General features: G+C 73.8%; 14 protein-coding genes. 7 read left to right on the forward strand and 7 right to left on the reverse strand.

Translation table 11 applies throughout. From position 1 onward, the window contains the following. Entirely contained in the window at positions 1 to 735 is a 735-nt protein-coding gene (locus ACFY3C_RS25310) for a hypothetical protein (protein ID WP_390772330.1), read from the reverse strand. 93 nt (positions 736 to 828) lie between these two features. On the opposite strand from ACFY3C_RS25310, the gene ACFY3C_RS25315 reads away from it, so the two are divergent. The 4 genes from ACFY3C_RS25315 to ACFY3C_RS25330 all read left to right on the forward strand — a co-directional run bounded on the left by ACFY3C_RS25315 (position 829) and on the right by ACFY3C_RS25330 (position 4,739). Then, complete coding sequence (locus ACFY3C_RS25315; protein WP_386575600.1) at positions 829 to 1,695, forward strand: LysR family transcriptional regulator; 867 nt, start codon at positions 829 to 831, stop codon at positions 1,693 to 1,695. A 145-nt stretch (positions 1,696 to 1,840) separates the two neighbouring features. Then, positions 1,841 to 2,398 carry a PDZ domain-containing protein gene (locus ACFY3C_RS25320; protein WP_390772331.1) on the forward strand — a complete coding sequence of 186 codons (558 nt, stop codon included), beginning with the start codon at positions 1,841 to 1,843 and terminating at the stop codon, positions 2,396 to 2,398. A 214-nt stretch (positions 2,399 to 2,612) separates the two neighbouring features. After that, positions 2,613 to 3,740, forward strand: a complete 1,128-nt coding sequence (locus ACFY3C_RS25325; RefSeq protein WP_390772332.1) for a M24 family metallopeptidase — start codon at positions 2,613 to 2,615, stop codon at positions 3,738 to 3,740. A 54-nt stretch (positions 3,741 to 3,794) separates the two neighbouring features. Then, the gene (locus tag ACFY3C_RS25330; RefSeq protein ID WP_390772333.1) at positions 3,795 to 4,739 is read left to right on the forward strand and encodes an aminoglycoside phosphotransferase family protein; all 945 of its coding nucleotides are present in this window, start codon (positions 3,795 to 3,797) and stop codon (positions 4,737 to 4,739) included. A 156-nt stretch (positions 4,740 to 4,895) separates the two neighbouring features. On the opposite strand, the gene treZ is transcribed toward ACFY3C_RS25330, so the two are convergent. Then, positions 4,896 to 6,641, reverse strand: coding sequence for a malto-oligosyltrehalose trehalohydrolase (gene treZ / locus ACFY3C_RS25335; RefSeq protein WP_390772334.1), 1,746 nt, complete (start codon positions 6,639 to 6,641; stop codon positions 4,896 to 4,898). A gap of 174 nt (positions 6,642 to 6,815) precedes the next feature. Between treZ and ACFY3C_RS25340 the strand changes: the two genes are divergently transcribed. Together ACFY3C_RS25340 and ACFY3C_RS25345 are read left to right on the forward strand one after the other, a co-directional pair. Then, complete coding sequence (locus ACFY3C_RS25340; RefSeq protein WP_386575594.1) at positions 6,816 to 7,367, forward strand: FHA domain-containing protein; 552 nt, start codon at positions 6,816 to 6,818, stop codon at positions 7,365 to 7,367. 116 nt (positions 7,368 to 7,483) lie between these two features. Further along, positions 7,484 to 7,906 carry an SSI family serine proteinase inhibitor gene (locus ACFY3C_RS25345; RefSeq protein ID WP_390772335.1) on the forward strand — a complete coding sequence of 141 codons (423 nt, stop codon included), beginning with the start codon at positions 7,484 to 7,486 and terminating at the stop codon, positions 7,904 to 7,906. 87 nt (positions 7,907 to 7,993) lie between these two features. On the opposite strand, the gene ACFY3C_RS25350 is transcribed toward ACFY3C_RS25345, so the two are convergent. Next, a complete protein-coding gene (locus ACFY3C_RS25350; RefSeq protein ID WP_386575592.1) occupies positions 7,994 to 9,244 on the reverse strand; it encodes a M14 family zinc carboxypeptidase in 1,251 nt (416 codons plus the stop codon). Between the two features lie 133 nt (positions 9,245 to 9,377). Continuing rightward, on the reverse strand, positions 9,378 to 10,820 hold the full coding sequence (gene lpdA, locus ACFY3C_RS25355; protein WP_386575591.1) for a dihydrolipoyl dehydrogenase: 1,443 nt from the start codon (positions 10,818 to 10,820) through the stop codon (positions 9,378 to 9,380). A 130-nt stretch (positions 10,821 to 10,950) separates the two neighbouring features. Between lpdA and ACFY3C_RS25360 the strand changes: the two genes are divergently transcribed. Then, positions 10,951 to 11,892: a LysR family transcriptional regulator gene (locus tag ACFY3C_RS25360; RefSeq protein WP_390772336.1), complete on the forward strand. Its 942-nt coding sequence runs from the start codon at positions 10,951 to 10,953 to the stop codon at positions 11,890 to 11,892. A gap of 14 nt (positions 11,893 to 11,906) precedes the next feature. Here ACFY3C_RS25360 and treY read toward each other — a convergent pair whose 3' ends face one another. From treY to ACFY3C_RS25375, 3 genes are read right to left on the reverse strand one after another with little or no spacing between them, the layout of a single operon-like run. Further along, positions 11,907 to 14,276 carry a malto-oligosyltrehalose synthase gene (gene treY / locus ACFY3C_RS25365; RefSeq protein WP_390772337.1) on the reverse strand — a complete coding sequence of 790 codons (2,370 nt, stop codon included), beginning with the start codon at positions 14,274 to 14,276 and terminating at the stop codon, positions 11,907 to 11,909. 6 nt (positions 14,277 to 14,282) lie between these two features. Continuing rightward, on the reverse strand, positions 14,283 to 16,148 hold the full coding sequence (locus ACFY3C_RS25370) for a caspase family protein (protein ID WP_390772338.1): 1,866 nt from the start codon (positions 16,146 to 16,148) through the stop codon (positions 14,283 to 14,285). After that, entirely contained in the window at positions 16,145 to 19,129 is a 2,985-nt protein-coding gene (locus ACFY3C_RS25375) for a CHAT domain-containing protein (RefSeq protein ID WP_390772339.1), read from the reverse strand. Before ACFY3C_RS25375 ends, ACFY3C_RS25370 begins: the two co-directional genes overlap by 4 nt. Positions 19,130 to 19,333 lie beyond the last annotated feature (204 nt).

Genomic DNA, 19,333 nt, shown 5'->3' on the forward strand with positions numbered 1-19,333 from the left:
TCACGCGGGCAGGCGCGCCGCCCGGCCCGCGTGCTCGACCGCGGCTCGTGCCAGCGCCCGTACCACCGGGTGCGGGCGCGAGCCGTCGCCGGACAGCTCCGGCTGGAACAGCGTGGCCAGGAAGAAGGGGTGGCCCGGCAGTTCGGCGACGCGGACCTGCCCGCCCTCGTCGTGCCCGGACAACCGCAGACCGTGGGCGCGGAGGGTGTCGAGGTGGCGCGAGGGGCCGTAGGCGCAGTGGTACCGCTCGACCGTCCGCTCCGCACCGATCACGGAACGGGCGAGCGAGCCCGGCTCCAGGGCCACGGCGGCCTCATGGCCGACAAGCGAACAGGCCAGCGGCTCGATGAGCAGGTCCTCGGCGTCGGGGTCGTTCTCGGCGTGCGCGGTCCCGGTCAGCCCGCACACGTTCCGGGCGAACTCCAGCAGCGCGTGCTGGAATCCGCCGCAGGTGCCCAGGAACGGGATGCCCTCCTCGCGCGCGGCGCGGATGGCCGCGAGGACGCCCGCCTCGCTGCGGTACGGGCTGCCCGGCAGCACCCACACCGCGTCGAAGCCGCGCACCGCCCCCTCGGCCGCCGCGTCCTCGGACGGGATCCAGTAGGCGTCCAGGACCAGCCGGTCGCGTTCGGCGAGCGCGTCCAGCAGGAGCGGGACACGGGTGTGCGAGACGACGTTGGGGGAGCGGTCCCCGACGAGGGCGAGGGTGGCGGTGCGTGCCGCGGTGTTCGTCATGCCGTTCATCCTGGGCGGCGCCCGTCGTTCACGTCCAACGATGATTCCTGCACGGTCGATAAGCGCTGCTGATGGAGTGCGATCCTGTTCCGCATGGACCCGCACCTGCTGCGCACGTACGTCACCGTGGCGCGCCTCGCCTCCTTCTCCGAGGCCGCGCGCGAGCTGGGCTACACCCAGTCCGCGGTGTCCCAGCACATCGCCGCCCTCGAACAGGACCTCGGCGCGCCCCTGCTCACCCGGCGGCCCGTCGCCCCCACCGCGGCGGGCGAACGTCTGCTGGAGCACGCGGGCCCGCTGCTGCTGCGCCTGGACGCGGCCCGCGCCGACGTGGCCCGCATGGCCGCCGCGCCCGCGCACGGTCTGACCCTCGCCACCACACCGACCGCCCTCGGCCCCGGCGTCCTGGGGGCGCTCCCGGCCGCGGGCGTGACCCTGCGCGTCCTCACCCGGGACGAGATCCCGGCCGCCGTCGCCACCGGCACCGCCGACCTCGGCCTGGTCGACGGCGTCGCCGCCCCCAGCGATCCACTGCGGCTGCCCGACGTGGCACCGCTGACCACGCACGGCGTCGCCGAGGAACCCGTCAGCGTCCTGCTGCCCACCGGCCACCCCCTCGCCGGCCGCAGCGGCCTGCGCCTCGGCGACCTCGCCGACGCCCGCTGGCTCGACGCACCCGACGCGGCCCTCCCGCTCGCCCACCTGCGCGCTGCGGGCGGCGGCGGCGCCTTCCGGCCCGCCCTCCGCTACGAGGGCACCGACCTGCGCACCCTCACCGCCCTCGCCGCCGCCGGCCACGGCCTCACCCTGCTGCCCCGCTCGACGGCGACCGGCGTCCCGGGCACCGTCGCCGTCCCGCTCACCGCACCCCGGGTCGTCCACCGCACCGAACTCGTGCACGGCGGGGCCCCGACGGGAACGGCGGCGGAGGTGGTCCGGCAGCTGGTGGACCGTGCGTGAGTAGTGGACCGTGCGTGAGTGTGGGTCCGGTGCGTCGCCTCGAAGGCCATGACTACCCTCCGCCACGCTCCGGCCAGTCTCACTCGTTCGTGTCTCGTCGTGGAGCGGAGCCCCGGGTAGAGCACCAGCCGGAGGCGAGCGAACCATGGATCAGACTGCGTTGCGTCCCAAGCCGATGCCCGGTCAGAAGCGGCGGGGGAGCGGCACTCCCGACCCCGTCCGGCGCCCGCACGCCGCGCGCCAACGAGGCCGGCGGCTCAGGACCCTGCTGTTCGGACTGTGCACCGGCACCGTCCTGGTGCTCTCCGGGGTCGGCATCGGCACGGTCGGCGCCACCGTCATCGGCATGAGCAGGCTGGCCGAGCTGCAACGCCAGGCCCCGCCGCACCACCCCTCGGCCAAGCCGGCCCCTTCGCCGGGCCCCTCGGAGGCCCGGACCGGCGCGACCCTGGGCGTGGAGGCCGTCGACGCCGACAAGGCCGGCGCCCTGGTGGTCGGCGTCCACGTGCCGGGCCCGGGCTACACGGCGGGCCTCGTCCGCGGCGACGTCCTGCTGCAGTTCGGCAGAGCCCGCGTCGACACGGCCGCCGACCTCGCCCGGGCCGTCGCCCACGTCCGCCCCGGCACGGAGGTGACCCTGACCGTGCGCCACCCCAGCGGTGGCTTCCAGCAGCTGACCGTCGTTCCGGGCGTGGTGACCTGACCGCGGCCGACGTACGCCCCCGCGTGTCCGGACACGTCGGGAAACTCGCTGGTCGCACCCCGCCCCACGCGCCATGATGGCCCCATGCCGAGCCCCGTCCCCGCGGACCGCCGCCACAGGACCGCGCGATCGGCTCGCGCCGCCCTGTCCGGCCGGGCAGGATGCTGCCCGAGACCGCTTCGCCCCGTCACCACGACCGCGCTCGGAGGCCCGGATGACCGGTAACACGCCCGCGCCCTTCACCGCCGACGACTACAGGGCCCGTATGGAGCGCGCCGCGCACGCAGCCGCGGACGCCGGCCTCGCGGGACTGCTCGTGGCGCCGGGACCGGACATGGTGTGGCTCACCGGCTACACGCCCACCGCGGTCACCGAACGGCTCACCGTGCTGGTCCTCACCCCGGGACACGACCCCGTGCTCGTCGTGCCCACCCTGGAGGCCCCGGACGCCGAGCACGCGGCCGGCGCGTCCGCGTTCACCCTGCGCGACTGGACCGACGGCAAGGACCCCTACGCCGTCACCGCAGCCCTCCTCGACCACAGCGGCCGCTTCGGCATCAGCGACAACACCTGGGCGATGCACCTGCTGGGCCTCCAGCGCACCCTGCCCGGCACCTCCTACGCCGCCCTGACCGACGCCCTGTCCATGCTGCGCGCCGTCAAGGACGCGGCCGAACTGGAACTCCTGGCAGCCGCGGGAGCCGCCGCGGACCAGGCGTTCGAGGAGATCCGGAAGGTTCCCTTCGCCGGGCGACGCGAGTCCGACGTCGGCCACGACCTCGCCGACCTGCTGCGCCGCTTCGGGCACTCCCAGGTCGACTTCACCATCGTCGGCTCGGGCCCCAACGGCGCCAACCCGCACCACGAGGTCGGCGACCGCGTCATCAAGCACGGCGACATGGTCGTCCTCGACTTCGGCGGACTCAAGGACGGCTACGGCTCCGACACCACCCGCACCGTCCACGTCGGCGAGCCGACCGACGAGGAACGCACGGTCCACGACATCGTGCGTGCCGCCCAGGAGGCCGGTTTCCGGGCCGTACGGCCGGGCGTCGCCTGCCAGGAGGTCGACCGCGCCGCGCGTGCGGTGATCACCGACGCCGGATACGGCGAGTACTTCATCCACCGCACCGGCCACGGCATCGGCGTCACCACGCACGAGCCGCCGTACATGATCGAGGGCGAGGAACAGCCCCTGGTACCCGGCATGTGCTTCTCCGTGGAGCCCGGCATCTACCTCCCCGGCCGCTTCGGCGTACGCATCGAGGACATCGTCACGGTGACCGAGGACAGCGGCCGCCGCCTCAACAACACCACGCGTGAGATGGTCATAGTGGACTGAGCGGCCCAGGAGACACACCCTCGACGACACCCCGGAACGGCTACGGCGCGACCCATGACCCAGGCACCGACACCCACCGCGGACTCCGTCCGCAGACTGGTCCGTTCCCTGCTCAAGGAGAGCAAGGAGACCGCGAACGGCACCGAGGGGCCCGAAGTCCGGCCCGTCACCGAGGGCCGCGAGCACACCTGGTGGGTCGGCACCCGCCATGTGCTGCGCCTCGCCCCCGACCGGGAAGCCTCCGCCCGCCGCCGCCGCGAACTGCGCCTGCGCGACCTCGTCCGCCCGTACGTGCCCGTCGCCGTCCCGATCAGCGTCGCCCACGGCGACTGGGCACCCGGCCTCGCCTACACCCTCGACACCAAACTACCCGGCGGCACCGCCGACGAGCACGACGTCTCCGCCGTCGGCGAGGCCGACCTGGCCGGGCTGCTCAGCGGACTGCGCGCCGTGCCGGCCCGGCAGGCGGAGGCGCTCGGTGTGCCGCGCACCGCCGCGCGCTCCCTGGAAGCGCTGCGCCGCATGGCCGTGCACGCGGCCGAACGGCTCGCCGCCGCCGACGAGTTCGACGCCGCCCGCCTGCTCCAGCTCACCCCGCCCGGCGCCGCCCAGCTCGCCGCACAGACCGGCACCGCCGTCCTCACCCACCACGGCCTCACCGGCGAGCACGTGGTGGTCAGCGCCGACGGACGGGTCCGCGGCATCCTGGACTGGACCGAGGCCGCCTTCGGCGACCCCGCCGAGGACATCGCCGGGCTCGCCGTCGCCGTCGGCTCCCCGGCCGCCGTCCGCGCCGCCACCCTCGCCGGCTACGGCGCCCGCCCCTGCCTGCGCGGCCTGTGGCTCGCCCGCTGCGACACCGTCATCCGCCTCACCGACCACCTCGAAGGCCGCACCACCGGCTCCCCGACGCTACTGCGGATCCAGCTGCGCCGCGCCTGGGAGCCGATCCTGCTGGAGCGCGTGACCGAGTTCAAGGACGACGAGACGGAGCCCTAGGGCCTGTCTGACAATTCCCGCCTGCCCCGCGACGCCTGGCACGCACGCTCGCACGCTCCCCCCACGCTCGAACGCGCTCGCGCGGGGGCACCCCCCATCGCCGCCGCGGGGCCCGCCCTCCGGGCGGACGACGGGAATTGTCAGACAGGCCCTGGCTCAGGGCTGGACCAGCACCACGCACGACTCCCCGGGCACCTGCAGCAGCCCGTCCGGGCCCGGTGCCGCCACCGGGTCCCAGGCGGCCAGGACCTGTACCCGCCGAGTGCCCAGCGGGATCCCCGCCTGCTCCTTGCCCAGGTTCACCGCCACCCGGACGTCCCCGCGCCGGAAGGCCAGCCAGCGGGCCTCCTCGTCGTACGCCACCTTCGTGTCGGCCAGGTCGGGATCGGTGAGGTCCGGCTGCTCCCGGCGCAGCTCGATCAGCCGTCGGTACCAGGCCAGCACGCGCGCGTGGGGTTCGCGTTCCGGCTCCGACCAGTCGAGGCAGGACCGCTCCCGGGTCGCAGGGTCCTGCGGGTCCGGTACGTCCTCCTCGGCCCAGCCGTGCTGCGCGAACTCCCATCGCCTGCCCCGCCGTACCGCGTCGGCCAGCTCCGGGTCCGTGTGGTCGGTGAAGAACTGCCAGGGCGTGCCCGCCGCCCACTCCTCGCCCATGAACAGCATCGGCGTGAACGGCGCGGTCAGCGTGAGCGTGGCCGCGCAGGCCAGCAGACCGGGGGAGAGCAGGGCCGAAAGGCGGTCCCCCTGTGCGCGGTTGCCGACCTGGTCGTGGGTCTGGCTGTAGCCCAGCAGCCGGTGCGCGGCCACCTGCGCCCGGTCCAGCGGCCGCCCGTGGCCGCGGCCCCGGAAGCTCGAGTACGTGCCGTCGTGGAAGTAGCCGCCCATGAGCGTCTTGGCGAGCGCGGCGAGGGGAGCGCGCGCGAAGTCGGCGTAGTAGCCCTGGGACTCGCCGGTCAGCGCGGAGTGCAGAGCGTGATGGAAGTCGTCGTTCCACTGCGCCTGCAGCCCGAGGCCGTGGTCCGCGCGCGGGGTGATGATCCGCGGGTCGTTCAGGTCGGACTCGGCGATCAGGAACAGCGGGCGGCCCAGTTCGCCGGCGAGGCCGTCGACGGCCGCCGACAGCTCCTCCAGGAAGTGGCACGCGCGCGTGTCGCGCAGCGCGTGCACCGCGTCCAGGCGCAGCCCGTCGATCCGGTAGTCCCGCAGCCAGGCCAGCGCGCTGCCCACGAAGTACGCGCGCACCTCGTCCGAACCCGGCGCGTCCAGGTTCACGGCGGCGCCCCAGGGGGTGTGATGGGTGTCCGTGAAGTACGGCCCGAACCGCGGCAGATGGTTGCCGGACGGCCCCAAGTGGTTGTGCACGACGTCCAGCACGACACCCAGGCCCAGTTCGTGCGCCCGGTCCACGAACCGCTTCAGCGCCTCGGGGCCGCCGTACGGCTCGTGCACCGCCCACGGCGACACCCCCTCGTACCCCCAGCCGTGCCGCCCCGGGAACGGACACAGCGGCATCAACTCCACATGGGTGACGCCCAGTTCCACCAGGTGCTTGAGGCGCCCGGCGGCCGCGTCCAGGGTGCCCTCGCGGGTGTACGTGCCCACGTGCAGCTCGTAGAGCACCGCGCCGGGCAGCTCGCGCCCCGCCCACGCGGAACGCCACGCGTACCCCCCGTGGTCGACGACCGCGCTCAGGCCGTCCGGGCCGTCCGGCTGACGGCGCGAACGCGGGTCCGGCAGCACCGGACCGTCGTCCAGCGCGAACCCGTACCGCGAGCCGTCCTCGGCCTCTGCCTCCCCCGTCCACCAGCCGGCGCGTACGGAGTCGCGCTCCAACGTGCGCGTGGCGCTGTCGCAATGGAGCGTCACACGGTCTGCCTGCGGTGCCCACACCTCGAACTGCACGGACGGTTCCCCTTCGTCTGCTCACCGTGATGTAGCCCGTCCATCGTGCCGCGAAAGCGATCTATCCGCTTTCGAATCCGCCCTTTACCAGCAGGTGTCGTGGAACTATGCGCGTGCGGTAACCGTTCTCCGCGTTTCTGGACACCAGGGGTTCACTGCCCGACAATCACCAGCGTGACGTCGTCTTTCGAGATCCCCGTGTACCCCGCGCGACTGTCCGACGCGGAGCGCGACAAGGCGCTGCAGGTGCTGCGAGACGGCGTCGCCATGGGCCGCCTGTCGCACGACACGTTCGTACGCCGCATGGAACTCGCGCTCGCCGCACGCCGCGCCGACGAACTCGCCGCCCTCACCGCCGACCTGCCCCGCGAGAACCGCCTCTCCCGCGCGGTCTTCGGCACCGTCGAGGCCGTCTCCGGCTTCACCGTACGGCTGCGCCGGGCCTGGCAGGCCGAGCGGCTGCCCAAGCTGCGGCTGCCGAACCCGGCGAACGGCCATCCCCTGCGCATAGGCCGCGACCCCGCGAACGGGCTGCGCCTGAACCACGAGACCGTCTCCCGCGTACACGCCGACCTCCGCCGCCAGGGCGACATGTGGGTCCTCAGGGACCTCGGCTCCACCAACGGCACCACGGTCAACGGCCGCCGCGTGGTGGGTGCCGTCGTGGTCCGAGAGGGCGACCAGGTCGGCTTCGGACGGATCGCCTTCCGGCTCTCGGCGGACTGAGACGCCGTCCCGCATTCGAGTCCCGCATTCGAACTGATGCACCGCTGTGCGCCCGTACGGTCCCGTTCGGGTGAGTCGGGGTGCGGAACGCGGGCCGCCGCGCCGATGCTTCGGGAATGACGTACATCACCCGAGCGACAGCGGCCGCAGGCGCCCTGCTGGCCTCCGTCGGCCTGCTCGCCGCGGGCCCGGCCCAGGCGGCACCCCGTCACACGCTCACCGGCAACTGGCTCGACCTCACCGTCACCCGCGGCGACACCCGGGCCGGCTACACGCGCGACACGCGCCACACGCTGCTGCTGTGCGACCCGCCCCTCGGGCACCGGCACGCGGCCGAGGCCTGTGCCGAACTCGCGGCCGCCGACGGCGACATCGATCGCATCCCGCCCAAGAAGATCTTCTGCACGATGATCTTCGCTCCCGTCACCGTCCACGCGCGCGGGCGGTGGCACGGACGGCCGGTCGACTTCCAGGAGACGTACTCCAGCAAGTGCGTCATGAACGGGCGGACGGGAGCGGTCTTCGCGCTGGACGACTGAGTCCGGCCCGCGGCAGGCGCGGGAGGCGGCAGGTACGGGAGGCGGCGGACCCGGCAGACGGCGGGCGCGGGAGGCTGCGTGGAGGCCTCACGCGGCCCGTTCCCGGGCCTGCTGGGCCGCCACCAGCACCGTCCGGGACTGGTGCTCCACCTGGTTCTCCAACGGCACCCAGCGGGCCTGGAAGCGGTCCGCGAAGGCCTCGCACCAGGCGGCGACCAGCTGTTCGAGCAAGGGCGCCGCCCGGTCGTCCGTCTCCCGCAGCACCCGCAGCAGCATCGCCGCCGCCCGCAGCGGCAGCCGCCGCCCGAAGGCGTCCACACTGCCGACGTACGCCATCGTCGTGCCGGCCGGTGGTGTGTGGATCCAGTCCTGCGCCAGGCCCGGTATCAGCTCCAGCGCCCACCGCGCGGCCCGCAGCAGCGGCCCGTTCGCACCCTCCAGCCGGGGCAGCGCCTCGGCGAGCACCCGCTCCACCTCCAGCGAGTCCCGCAGCAGCCGCTGGGCCAGGCGTCGCATCGCCGCCGCCGGTGCCGGGTGCGGCGCCGGGTCGTCCACCAGGTCGCTGGCCCACATCGGCACCTCCACCACGGCCGTCAGACCGCCGTAGCGGTGCGCGTGGTACCAGGTGCTGTGCCGTGCGTCGTCCGGCAGGCTCGGGTAGGCGACCCCCGTCTCCGGGCCGGGCATCACATGCACCCCGGGCCCCGAGGCGGGCCAGCCGGCGGCGTCCGAGGCACCCGTCTCGATCGGGATGTGCAGCTCGGCGGCGGACTTGGCGAACGGCTCCGCCAGGCCCGGCACGTCCTTCGTCAGCTGCACCCAGCTGCCGCCCAGATCGGTGCCGTGCAGGGTCACCTGGAGGTAGGGGCGCAGTTCGTCGATCACCCCGGTCAGGGCCCGGGTCTCGGGCGGCAGGCGGTCCGGCGGGAGCACCGCCGGGGACCACTCCGGCTGCTCCGCGCCGGTCGGCCGGTAGAAGCCGAGGTGGTAGTCGAGCAGGCTGCGCGGCGCCGGGGTGACATGCAGGCTCGCGCCGTCCGGGTCCGCGCACAGCAGGAAGTGCCAGGAAGTGCCGGCCCGCAACTCCCGCTCGGCCAGCACCCGTTCGGCCAGCACCCGGAGGGTCGAGCCGCCCGTCGGCTCGTTGGCGTGGGCGCCCGCGACGACCAGCACGGCGCGGCGGGCGTGTCCCACCGACAGCAGGTGCAGAGGCCGGCCGGCTCGCGAGCGGCCCACCTGTCTGAGCGAACACAGCCCGGACTCCTGAGCGGCCAACGCTCGTGCGGAGGCGACCAGTTCGGGAACGCTGGGGTAGCGCAGCTCCGGCAGGAGACTCACCCCCGACTTGTCCGCCCTGCTTCGCCCTCCCAGTGCCGCACGGCATGGGTGAACTGTCAAGCACACGGCCGGGAGGCTCCAGGGGGCGCCCGGAGCATTCACGGAGGGTGCCGGCCCGCCGCGATCCGGGGGCTCACTGCTGGTGCAGGCCGCGTCCGGCGAGCGTCAGGAACACCTCGCCCACCGCCTCCGACAGCGTGGGGTGCGGGTGCACGTGCCGGGCCACGTCCGAGGGCTGGGCGTCCCAGCCGACGATCAGCTGGCTCTCGGCGATCATCTCCGACACGTTCGGGCCCACCAGATGCACACCGAGCACCTGCCCGCCGCCGGCCTCGGCGACGACCTTCACCAGGCCGCCCTGCCCGTGCACCATCCCCTTGGCGACGGCGGTCAGCGGCATCGTGTTGACGTCGACCTCGTGCCCACGCGCGCGTGCCTCCGCCTCGCCGAGCCCCACGGAGGCGGTCTGCGGCGACGAGTACGTCACCCGGGGCACGGCCGCGTAGTCCACCGCAGCCGACGGCAGCCCCGCCAGCGTCTCGGCCACCAGCAGGCCCTCCGCGAAGGAGGCGTGGGCCAGACCGAGCGAGGGCGGCGGCAGCAGGTCGCCCACGACATGGATCCCCGGTACGGCCGTCTCCAGCCGGCTCCAGTCCGCCGGTACGACGAACCCCCGCTCGTCCGTCGTCAGTCCGGCGGCGGCCAGGTCCAGGCCCTCGGTGACCGGGGCCCGGCCGACGGCCACCAGCAGCCGCTCCGCCTCCACGGTCCGGGTCTCCCCGCGGGCGGTGCGCACCCGCGCGCGTACGCCGTTCTCCAGCACCTCCGCGTCCAGCAGCCGCGCGCCCGCCTGCACGTCGACGCCCCGCTTCTTCAGGCCGCGGGTCAGATGCCGGCTCACGTCGGCGTCCTCCAGCGGCACGATCCGGTCGGCGGCCTCCACCAGGGTGACCTCCGCGCCCATCGACCGGTGGAAGGAGGCGTACTCCGCCCCGATCGCACCTCCGCCCAGCACCAGGACCGACCCCGGCAGCCCCGGCGCGAACAACGCGTCGTCACTGGTCACCACGCGCCGCCCGTCGGGCACGAGCCCCGGCAGTGTGCGCGGTCGCGAACCGGTCGCGAGGACGATCCCGCGGCGCGCGGTGAAGTCGCGCACGCCGAGCGCGGAATCGGCGTGCGCGCCCTCCACCCGCACCGTGCGCGCCCCCGTCAACCGCGCGCTCCCTTGCACCACCCGCACACCCGCGTGTGCCAGATGCGCCTCGACCCCCTTGTGGTTGCGCGCCACGATGTCGTCCCGTGTGGCCACCAGCGCCGGCCAGTCGACGGAGTCCAGCGTGGCCTTCACCCCCCAGCGTTCGCGGGCCTCGGCGATGCCGTCGACGAGTTCGGCGGCGTGCAGCATCGCCTTGCTGGGGATGCAGCCGCGGTGCAGACAGGTCCCGCCGACCTTGTCGCGTTCGACGAGGACGACGCCGAGACCGAGGGCGGCGGCGCGCAGGGCGGTGCTGTACCCGCCCGTGCCACCGCCGATGACGACGACGTCCGGCGTGTGCGTTGCCTCTGTGCTCATGGCCTGTGAGTTCATGACCTCCACCCTCCGCCCGTCCCTTGCCATGAGTCCAAGGCAATATATTTGTGGAACCGATGCAGGATCCTCATGGGAAGACTGGCAAGGCGGGCAAGGCGGGGAAGGCGGCGCGATGAGCCTGCGGCAGATGGAGTACCTCCTGACGGTCGTCGAGGAGGCGTCCTTCACACGCGCGGCGGAGCTGCTGCATGTCACCCAGCCCGCGCTCTCGCACCAGATCAAGGCCCTGGAGAAGACGGTCGGCGGCGCCCTGCTGGAGCGCATGCCGCGCGGCGCGTGCCTCACCCCGATGGGCCGAGCCTTCCTGCCGCACGCGGAGCTGGCCGTCCGCAGCGCCGCCCAGGCCCGCCGCGCGGCCCGCGCCGCCGCCGGCGCCGCGGGCGGCGAGCTGCACATCGCGGCCCTGCACTCCATCGCCGTCGGCGCCCTCCCCGACGTCTTCGCCCGCTGGCGTACGGCCCACCCCAGGGTCCTGCTGCGCCTGCACGAGTACGCCACCTCCGAGGCCCTGGAGGAGGCCGTCCAGCGCGGCACCGCCGACCTCGCGATCGGCCCCGAGCCCGTCGGCGCACCCGGCACCGTCGTACCGGTCGGCGAGGAGGAAGTCGTCTTCGTCGTGCCCTTCGACGACCGGCTCGCGGGCCGTACGAGGGTGACGCTGCCGGAACTCGCCGACCGCGCCTGGATCCGCTGCGCCATGGAACCCGTCGTCCACGGCGAGCGCTTCCTCGACTGGGCGTGCGGACAGGCCGGATACCGCCCCCGGACCGCCGTGTGGACCGAGCACACCTCCACGGCCGTGCGCATGGCCGCCGCCGGGGTCGGGGTGTGCGTGGCGCCCTCCCACGTCGTGCGGGGTGCCGTCGGCGAGGACTGCGTAGTCCTCACCCCGGACCCGGCCTGGAAGCGCGCCCTGACGGTCTACGCGCGCGTGCCGCCCACCGGAGCAGCCGAAGCCTTCGTCGACCTCCTGCGCACCACCTGGCCCTCGCCCGGAGCAGCCGCCCCCCGGGAGCACGAGGACCAGGCCCTGCCCACTGCGCAGGCCGGCTGAGCGAGCGCCGACCCTCAGTCCTCACCCTGCCGCTCCAGCAGTGCCACCGGCAGCCGTTCGAAAAGGTCCGCCACGCGCGCGTGGCCAGTGAACTCCCTGCCCGGGGTCAGCACGTCCGTCCACCGTCCCGGCGGCAGCTCCAGCTGTGTCTCCTGCCAGCCGCCCGACTCCGTGAGCCGTAGTGACAGGCGGGTCACCGCCGTGATCACCGTGCCGGAGCGGGTGAACGCCACGCAGTGCTCCGCGGACGGGCCGTGCGCGGTGAGCGGGGCGTACGTCGCCGACGTACCGAAGGCGTCGGGCCGTCGCGCGCGCAGCCGCAGGGCCGCCGCGGTCAATGCGTCCTTCTCGCCGGGCGCCGTGGGAGGAAACGACGTCGGCCGTCGGTTGTCCGGGTCGACCAGGGCCCGGTACTCGCCCTCCGTGCCCTGGTACAGGTCCGGCACCCCCGGCATCGTCAGATGGACCAGCGCGGTGCCCAGGACGTTCGACCGGACGTGCGGCTCCAGTGCCTTGCGGAACGCCACCACGCGCTCTCCCGGCGGCCCGCACGGCCCGGCCGTGACGAAGGCCGCCACCGCGTCCTCGTAGGGCGGCTCCTGCTCCGTCCAGCTCGTGTACATGCCGGCCTCGCGCACGTGCTTCAGCAGCGCCCCCTGGACCCGCCCCCCCTCCGCGGAGCCCAGCCCGAACACCGTCTGCCAGGCCGCCCAGGCCAGCTGCCCGTCGGGCACGCCCTCCTCGGCCAGGGTCACCTCGGCGAGCAACTCCGCCCAGCGGTCCGGGCATTCGGTGAGCACGGCCATGGCCGCGCGGACATCGGCGCTGCGCTTGGTGTCATGGGTGGACACGACCGTGCCGGTGTCCGGCCAGTCGCGCTGCACGCGCGCGCAGTACGCGTGGAAGTCCTCCGGGGACACGCCGGGCGCGCCGGGGTCGCCGCCCACCTCGGCCACCGACAGCAGCGGCACATACCGGTAGAACGCCGTGTCCTCCACGGCCTTGGCACGCAGCGCCGACGCGGTCTGCGCGAACCGGGCGCGGAACTCCGCCCGGTCGGCGTGGTCCGGCGCCGACGGGTCACCGGGCGCCTCGACCAGCAGCCGGCGCACGATGCCGACGGCCTCGGCCTCCTCGGGCACCACGAAGGCCAGCCGGGCCTCCTCGGCCGCCTCCTCGGTGACGACGGCGGCCGCGTCACCGGAGTCGTACGGGCGGTACACCCGCAGCCGGACCAGCAGTTCCTCCAGGGCCGTGCGCAGCGCCCAGGGCGCCCGGTCGCGCAGCGAGAGGTCCGGGGAGGCGGCGCACAATCGGGCGGCCACCCGGGTGAGCCGGTCGGTCTCGGCGGCCAGCTCGTGCGTGATCACCTTGTAGGCGGCCCGCCGCACCGTGGCCTCCCAGTTGCCGCCCCGGTCCGTCTGCGGCGCCGCGAACGCCCGGTACCGCCCCAGCAGTTGATAGGCCCCGGTGCGGTCCGTGAACAGGCCGTCGACGTGGCGCAGGGCGTCGTAGCCCGTGGTGCCCGCGACGGGCCAGGAGGCGGGCAGCCGCTCGCCGTCGGCGAGGATCTTCTCCACGACCGTCCAGCGCCCGCCGGTCGCCTCGTGCAGCCGCTCCAGGTAGCCGTCGGGGTCCGCGAGCCCGTCGGGATGGTCGATCCGCAGCCCGTCGACCACACCCTCCGCCAGCAGCTGCAGGATCTTGGCGTGGGTGGCGTCGAACACCTCCGGGTCCTCCACCCGCAGCCCGATCAGCTCCGAGATGCTGAAGAAGCGCCGGTAGTTCAGCTCGGTGCGGGCCAGCCGCCACCACACCGGGCGGTACCACTGCGCGTCCAGGAGCTGCGGCAGGGGCAGTTCCTCGGTGCCCTCGCGGAGCGGGAACGCGTGGTCGTGGTAGCGCAGGACACCGCCGTCGACCACCAGGTGGTCCAGTTCCGTCCCGAGCGGACCGCCGAGCACGGGCAGCAGCAGGCGTCCGCCCTGCGCCTTCCAGTCGATGTCGAACCAGCGCGCGTACGGCGAGCCGGGTCCCTCGCGCAGCACCTCCCACAGGGCGTGGTTGTGCCGGGGTGCCATGGCCATGTGGTTCGGCACGATGTCCACCACCAGGCCGAGGCCGTGCTCCCGCGCGGTGTGCGCCAGCGCGCGCAGCCCCTCCTCACCGCCCAGTTCCTCGCGCACGCGCGCGTGGTCCACGACGTCGTAGCCGTGCGTGGAGCCCGGGACGGCCTCCAGGACGGGGGACAGGTGCACGTGCGAGACGCCGAGCGAGGCCAGGTACGGTACGGCCGCCGCGGCGGCGGCGAACGGGAACGCGGGCTGGAGCTGCAGCCGGTAGGTGGCCGTGGGCACCCCCGGTCCGGGTCGCGCAGAGGTCATGGAAACCTACGTACCCAGCCCGCCGTCTTTCGTGTCATCGCCAGGAGGCCGAGGCTCTACTTCGGTGTCGCAACGGAGCACCTTGTAGCGGAAGCCATCGGCCAGTGCCGGCCCGGCGTCCCTAGTACCGGTGAGGATCTCGCCGGCCACGCGCTCCAGGCATGCGGGTACGGATCCCCGTTGCGCCAACCACCCCGGGGTGGCCAGAGAAGACAGGTCTGCTGCGCGGTCGGCTGCCAGGACGGTCAGGGTTTCGGGGCGGGGCCCGTCGTAGGGCACGTCCTGCGGCCAGTAGATGTCGACCCAGCCGGAGTTCCACACGTCGCCCGCCCGGCCTGCTGCCTGCAGCAGGCAGCCGCTGGGCTCGTCATGGGTCACCAGCGCGGTACGTCCGCTCAGCCCGACGTCCAGCAACCACAGGAAGAGCGGATACGGAGAGTGGTTGACGACCTGGACGCGGTACTGATCACCCTCTGTCAGCCGGTCGCCGGAGCGTAGCCGCTGCGGCGGCCGGCCGTGTGACAGTCGCTCGAACACGGCTTCGACTTCGGCGTCCAGCCGCGCCTCGCCGACACCGTCCGGCAAGGCGCGGAGGCGTTCGCCTCTGGCGAGTTCTTCCAGCAAGCTCAGCAGATGTTCGAGGTAGGAGGGATCGTCCGGGACGGGAGCGCGGAAGGCGAACCCGGCGCGGTCGGTGACGACCACGGAGGAGTCCCGGGTGCGGACCGTGGCGAAGGGCCGGTCGACAGGCCCGGCTTCCGCCAGTCCGGCCGAACGGGAGAGGGCCGGCCGCAGAGCATCGACCAGCGGCCCGTCCCCGTCCAGAGCGATGTGCTTGCGGACGTGGGTGCGAACGAGCACCGCGCGAACGTCCGGCTCCGGAGACTCGGGAGGTGGCTCCAGCTCGGCGTCGGCGCCGAGGACCGCCGTGACCTCGGCCCGTGGCGCTTCGTCAGGGGCTTCACCTGGCGCGGTGAGGGCCACGACGTCGTCCTTCGCCAGTCCCAGCACTGCTCCGCCGGGCACCACCAGTCGGTGCCCGCGCCACAGGAGCGGCAGTTGGCGGGCATGAGCTGTCGTTGTCGTGGAGAACGGCAGCCGGGCGGAGTGCGGTCCGCCGAGGTCCGGGCGCTGCGGCATGCGCTGTGCCACCTGGTCCTGGACCTGGGCCATCAGCACGGCCCAGGGAACCGGGTGCTCCCGGGTGGCGGCCAGCAGATGAGCCAGCTCCTCGGTGAACAGCCCGTGCCGCTTGCCGGGCCGGCGCAGGCTCGGCGCCTCATAGGCCCGCTCGTGCCGTTGACAGGCGGTCAGCCGTACGACCGAGGGGTCCGGCGCCGAGAGCTCGGTGGCGAACAACCGGTCGGCCCGGGCCAGAGCCGCATCCGGGGGGACGTCCTGGCTGACGGACCGGACGGCCGTCTGAGGGTCGCGCACGGCGCCGCCCGCATGGCAGCAGTCCAGTACGACGGTGACGTTGGGTGTGATCGCGGTCAGCCCGCGGACGGCGGCGGTCAGCTCTTCCACCAGCAGGCCGCGGAAATCGCCCCTGGTGGTGTCGCTCAGGTCCGTGGGCACCAGGTAGTGCAGATAGGGAGACCGACGCGCGCGGGCTTGCTCGGCGGCGTCGGGCCGGTCCTGGAGCGAGCCGTGGCCGGAGTAGTACAGCACGACCCCGTCCTGTGGCCCGGTGTCCCGTGCCAGCGCGTCGAGGGACTCGATGATGGCGTGGTAGCAGGCGTCGTCGTCGACCCGCGTCCGGATGTCCTCGAAGCCCCGGCCGTGGAGCACCTGTTCCATGAGCTGGACATCGGAGTGCACCCCGGACAGGCCGAAGGTCTGGGCGCCGATCAGCAGGGCGCGCAGCGTCATGCCGTGGCCTCCTGGGTGCCGATGTGGATGAACGGGGACCAGTGGAAGGGGTGCTCGGGTGGGAGCCGGCGAGCCGGGCCGCTGTCGCGCACGGTGCCGCGTCCGTCCCCGGCGGGCTGCGGGCGGTCCGCCTCGGCTGCCAACGCTGCGTATTCGGCGTCCCGCTGCGCTGCTGTCATCGCGCGGACCTCACGCTGGGCCTCGGCCAGGGCCTGAGCCACGCCGGGGCCGGGGCCGTCGGGAAGGTGGGGGCGGGCGGCCGCCAGGTGCCGGTACATGCGGATCATGGTCAGGCAGCCGCTGATGTCGTCCACGGGCCACAACGAGACCACTGCATGACGGGCGCCGGCCACCAGAGCCGAGCGCGCCAGTCCGAGGACATCGCCTCCGGAAGCGGTGCCACGGCCGGTGTGGCAGCCGGAGAACACCAGCAGCTCCGGACCGGCGTCGGTGCTCAGGCCGTACAGGTCGCCGACGCTCAGCCTGTCGCGGCCGGCAAGGACGAGGTGATTGCGGTTGGGTGACAGCTCGTCGACCGTGCCATGGGTGGCCAGGTGCAGGATCCCGCGTCCGGCGGCCGCCCGGGTGACCGCGTCGAGGGTGGCGCGGGAGCCGGTCAGCTCATCAGCCCCGGGAAGGAGAGCGGCCGCGTGGTGCACCTCGACGGCGGTGCCCGGGACCGGTGCCATGTGGGCCGCCGGGTCGGTGGCCGGATCCGCGACCAGCAGAGCGTTCCACGCGACTGAGGTCGCAAGCCCAGGAGGACGGCGGGTGAGTACGGAAGCGGCGGGCAGGTAGGACAGCGTGCGACGGTCACCGAGTACGCCCCCGTCCCACGGCAGGGCCTGGAAGGGCACCAGGAACAGGGCTGGGGGCGGCGCCAGCAGCACCCGCTGATGGTCGCGCAGCTCCTGGGCGAAAGGCGCCAGCAGCAGCTCGGCCAGATCCGCGCCGGCGCTCCGGGCGCCGCCCAGGCCCGAGCACCAGGAATGGAAACGCCGGGCGAGCCCGTGTCCGGCCACTGCCCACTGGCGTGTCCGTACGACACGCAGCCGCTCGCGGGTGACCGCCCACGCGACGAGGTCCTCACCGAACAAGTGGTACTGCAGCAGCAGAACACCCGGTGGGAGGGCCGCCGCCACTGCTTCGGCAGTGACGCGGTCCACACCGCGCCAGGCGGTGAGCGCCGCAGGGGCGACCTGCCGGACGGCGCGTTCGGCCTCGGCCAGCTCCCGCTCGGCGCGCTCGCGGAGTTCCGCGGCACCAGGCGACGGCGCGACCACGGCAGCGGCGTCGGCCGGGCCTGCGGGGCCCCGTCGGCGCAGGCGCGCCACCTGGTCCTCGTACACGGCGGACCAGCGGGAGTCGGCGCGCAGCCAGGACCGTACCGCGCGTTGTTCCGCCGGTCCCCGGGCCACATCCAGAGCGAGGACGCTGTCGAGGAATCCCGAGCGGACACGCTCGGCCAGAGCGAAGGCGGCCCGGGCGCCGGGGCCGCCCGCACGGGCACCGTTCCCCTCGCGGGTGACACCGTCGAGCGCCAGGTGGGACAGCAGCGCGGTGTGATAGAGGCTCATCACCGCTGCGTCACTCGCCACGGAACTGCGCAGCACATCCCGTGCCAGCCGGGCGCGATGACTCTCGTAGTGGGCGAGGGCTTCCTCGCTCAGCCCCAGCGCCGCGGAGTGGTCGCCGTTCGATGCCGCGACTTCGGCCTTGAGCCTCGGCAGCTCCCAGGGCCGGTCCTCGACGGCCTGCGTCAACGCATCCAGGCCAGGCGCGGCACGCGCGGCCTCCGGCGCCTGTCCCAACAACAGCCGCAGAGAGGTGAGCAGCCATGGGTCCAGCGCCTCGGATGCCTCCAGCCAGTCGACCAGCTCACGGGCCTCGTCCATACGGCGTAAAAGAACAAGGGTGGACAGGATCGTCATGGAGTCCCCGCAGCGGAGCGCCCGGTCCAGGGCCTCTTGCGCGAACAGCTGGGCCCGCTCGTCCGATCCGGCCATGGCTGCAGCCCGAGCCCGACAGTAGGCGGCGTAGGCCCGGGCACCCTCGGGCGAGGCAACGGCTCCCTCGTCAAAGTCAGGCTGCTCGGCCTCATCCTCTGCGGACGGCTCGGCGGGCGGACGGGGCTGCGCTCGCTGCGGGGCCGCCTCCAACAGCCGCTCGCTGCGGTCGGCGGCCAGGGCAAGCAGATCGGGGTCGGCCAGGGCGACGGCGGCGTTGGTGAACCCGAGACCGGCCATCCTGGCGTCCGAGTAGGCGAGGCGGTGTCGATCCCCGTCACGGTCTTGTTCGCGAGCCTGTGCCAAGGCGGCCTCGCACCGGGCCAGTTCTTCCTCGGCAAGCACTGCCGCCGACAGCTGGTGCCTGGCGCCCTCGGCGCTGTGCCGAGCAGCCCCGGCGGCCGACTTCCCGACGAGCGCGTCAGCCACATGCTGAGCCTGGGCGGCGCGCGGGGCGTCCCCCGCCGAACTCCACCGCGTGGCCTGTGCGGAAACCAGCGCGGACAGACCTTGCAGCCAACCTGCGTTGCCGACCGTCGCACCCCATTCCCGTACGGTCTCGCACACCGTGTCGGGAACGTCGGTGCCGTCCTCGATCCGGTCGAGCCAGGAGTGAACCTGAACGAGAGCATGCAGCGCACCGTCCCCCGCCTCGGCGGCCAGCGTTTCCGCCTCGTGCAGGAATCCGCTGCGGTCGGCGGCCGCGCCGCGCAGCCGGGCAACGTGGGCACGGCGCAGCAGGGCAGCGGCCACGCCCCGACGGCAGCGCGCTCTGCGGTAGAGGCGCGCCGACCTGGTCCACAACCGATCAGCTGAGCCGAGGTCCGCAGTGACCGGCAGGTCCTCGGCGGGGCGACGTTGTTCCGCGCCCCCTTGCAGGCCCAGAGCCCAGTCCCCGGAGACCATCGCCGCCCAGCCGTGGAAGGCGAGGTCACCTGCCGGGGCCGCGCCGAGGGCGGCTTGGTAGCGCTCCACAGCCTGATCCGGAACTCCGGCCCACCGCCACAGATCCGCTGTCAGGAGGCGAAGGGCGGCACTCACCGACGCGAAGAGAGGGTGGTCGTCCTCACGTTGGGTGAAACGGTCATCGAGCAGTCTTTCTTCCACCACTCGGACCAAGTCCAGGGAAAGGTCGTCCGGTTGGGTTCCCAGAGGATGGACGTCCGCGTCCGCCGCCGC

Origin of the sequence: Streptomyces sp. NPDC001410, assembly GCF_042895235.1 — a bacterium.
Taxonomy (GTDB): Bacteria; Actinomycetota; Actinomycetes; order Streptomycetales; family Streptomycetaceae; genus Streptomyces.

Coding starts and splice junctions, on each gene's coding strand:
- ACFY3C_RS25325 (WP_390772332.1), top strand. CDS start 2,613: ATGACCGGTAACACGCCCGCGCCCTTCACCGCCGACGACTACAGGGCC.
- ACFY3C_RS25310 (WP_390772330.1), bottom strand. CDS start 735: ATGACGAACACCGCGGCACGCACCGCCACCCTCGCCCTCGTCGGGGAC.
- ACFY3C_RS25315 (WP_386575600.1), top strand. CDS start 829: ATGGACCCGCACCTGCTGCGCACGTACGTCACCGTGGCGCGCCTCGCC.
- ACFY3C_RS25330 (WP_390772333.1), top strand. CDS start 3,795: ATGACCCAGGCACCGACACCCACCGCGGACTCCGTCCGCAGACTGGTC.
- ACFY3C_RS25360 (WP_390772336.1), top strand. CDS start 10,951: ATGAGCCTGCGGCAGATGGAGTACCTCCTGACGGTCGTCGAGGAGGCG.
- lpdA (WP_386575591.1), bottom strand. CDS start 10,820: ATGAGCACAGAGGCAACGCACACGCCGGACGTCGTCGTCATCGGCGGT.
- ACFY3C_RS25370 (WP_390772338.1), bottom strand. CDS start 16,148: ATGACGCTGCGCGCCCTGCTGATCGGCGCCCAGACCTTCGGCCTGTCC.
- treY (WP_390772337.1), bottom strand. CDS start 14,276: ATGACCTCTGCGCGACCCGGACCGGGGGTGCCCACGGCCACCTACCGG.
- ACFY3C_RS25320 (WP_390772331.1), top strand. CDS start 1,841: ATGGATCAGACTGCGTTGCGTCCCAAGCCGATGCCCGGTCAGAAGCGG.
- ACFY3C_RS25345 (WP_390772335.1), top strand. CDS start 7,484: ATGACGTACATCACCCGAGCGACAGCGGCCGCAGGCGCCCTGCTGGCC.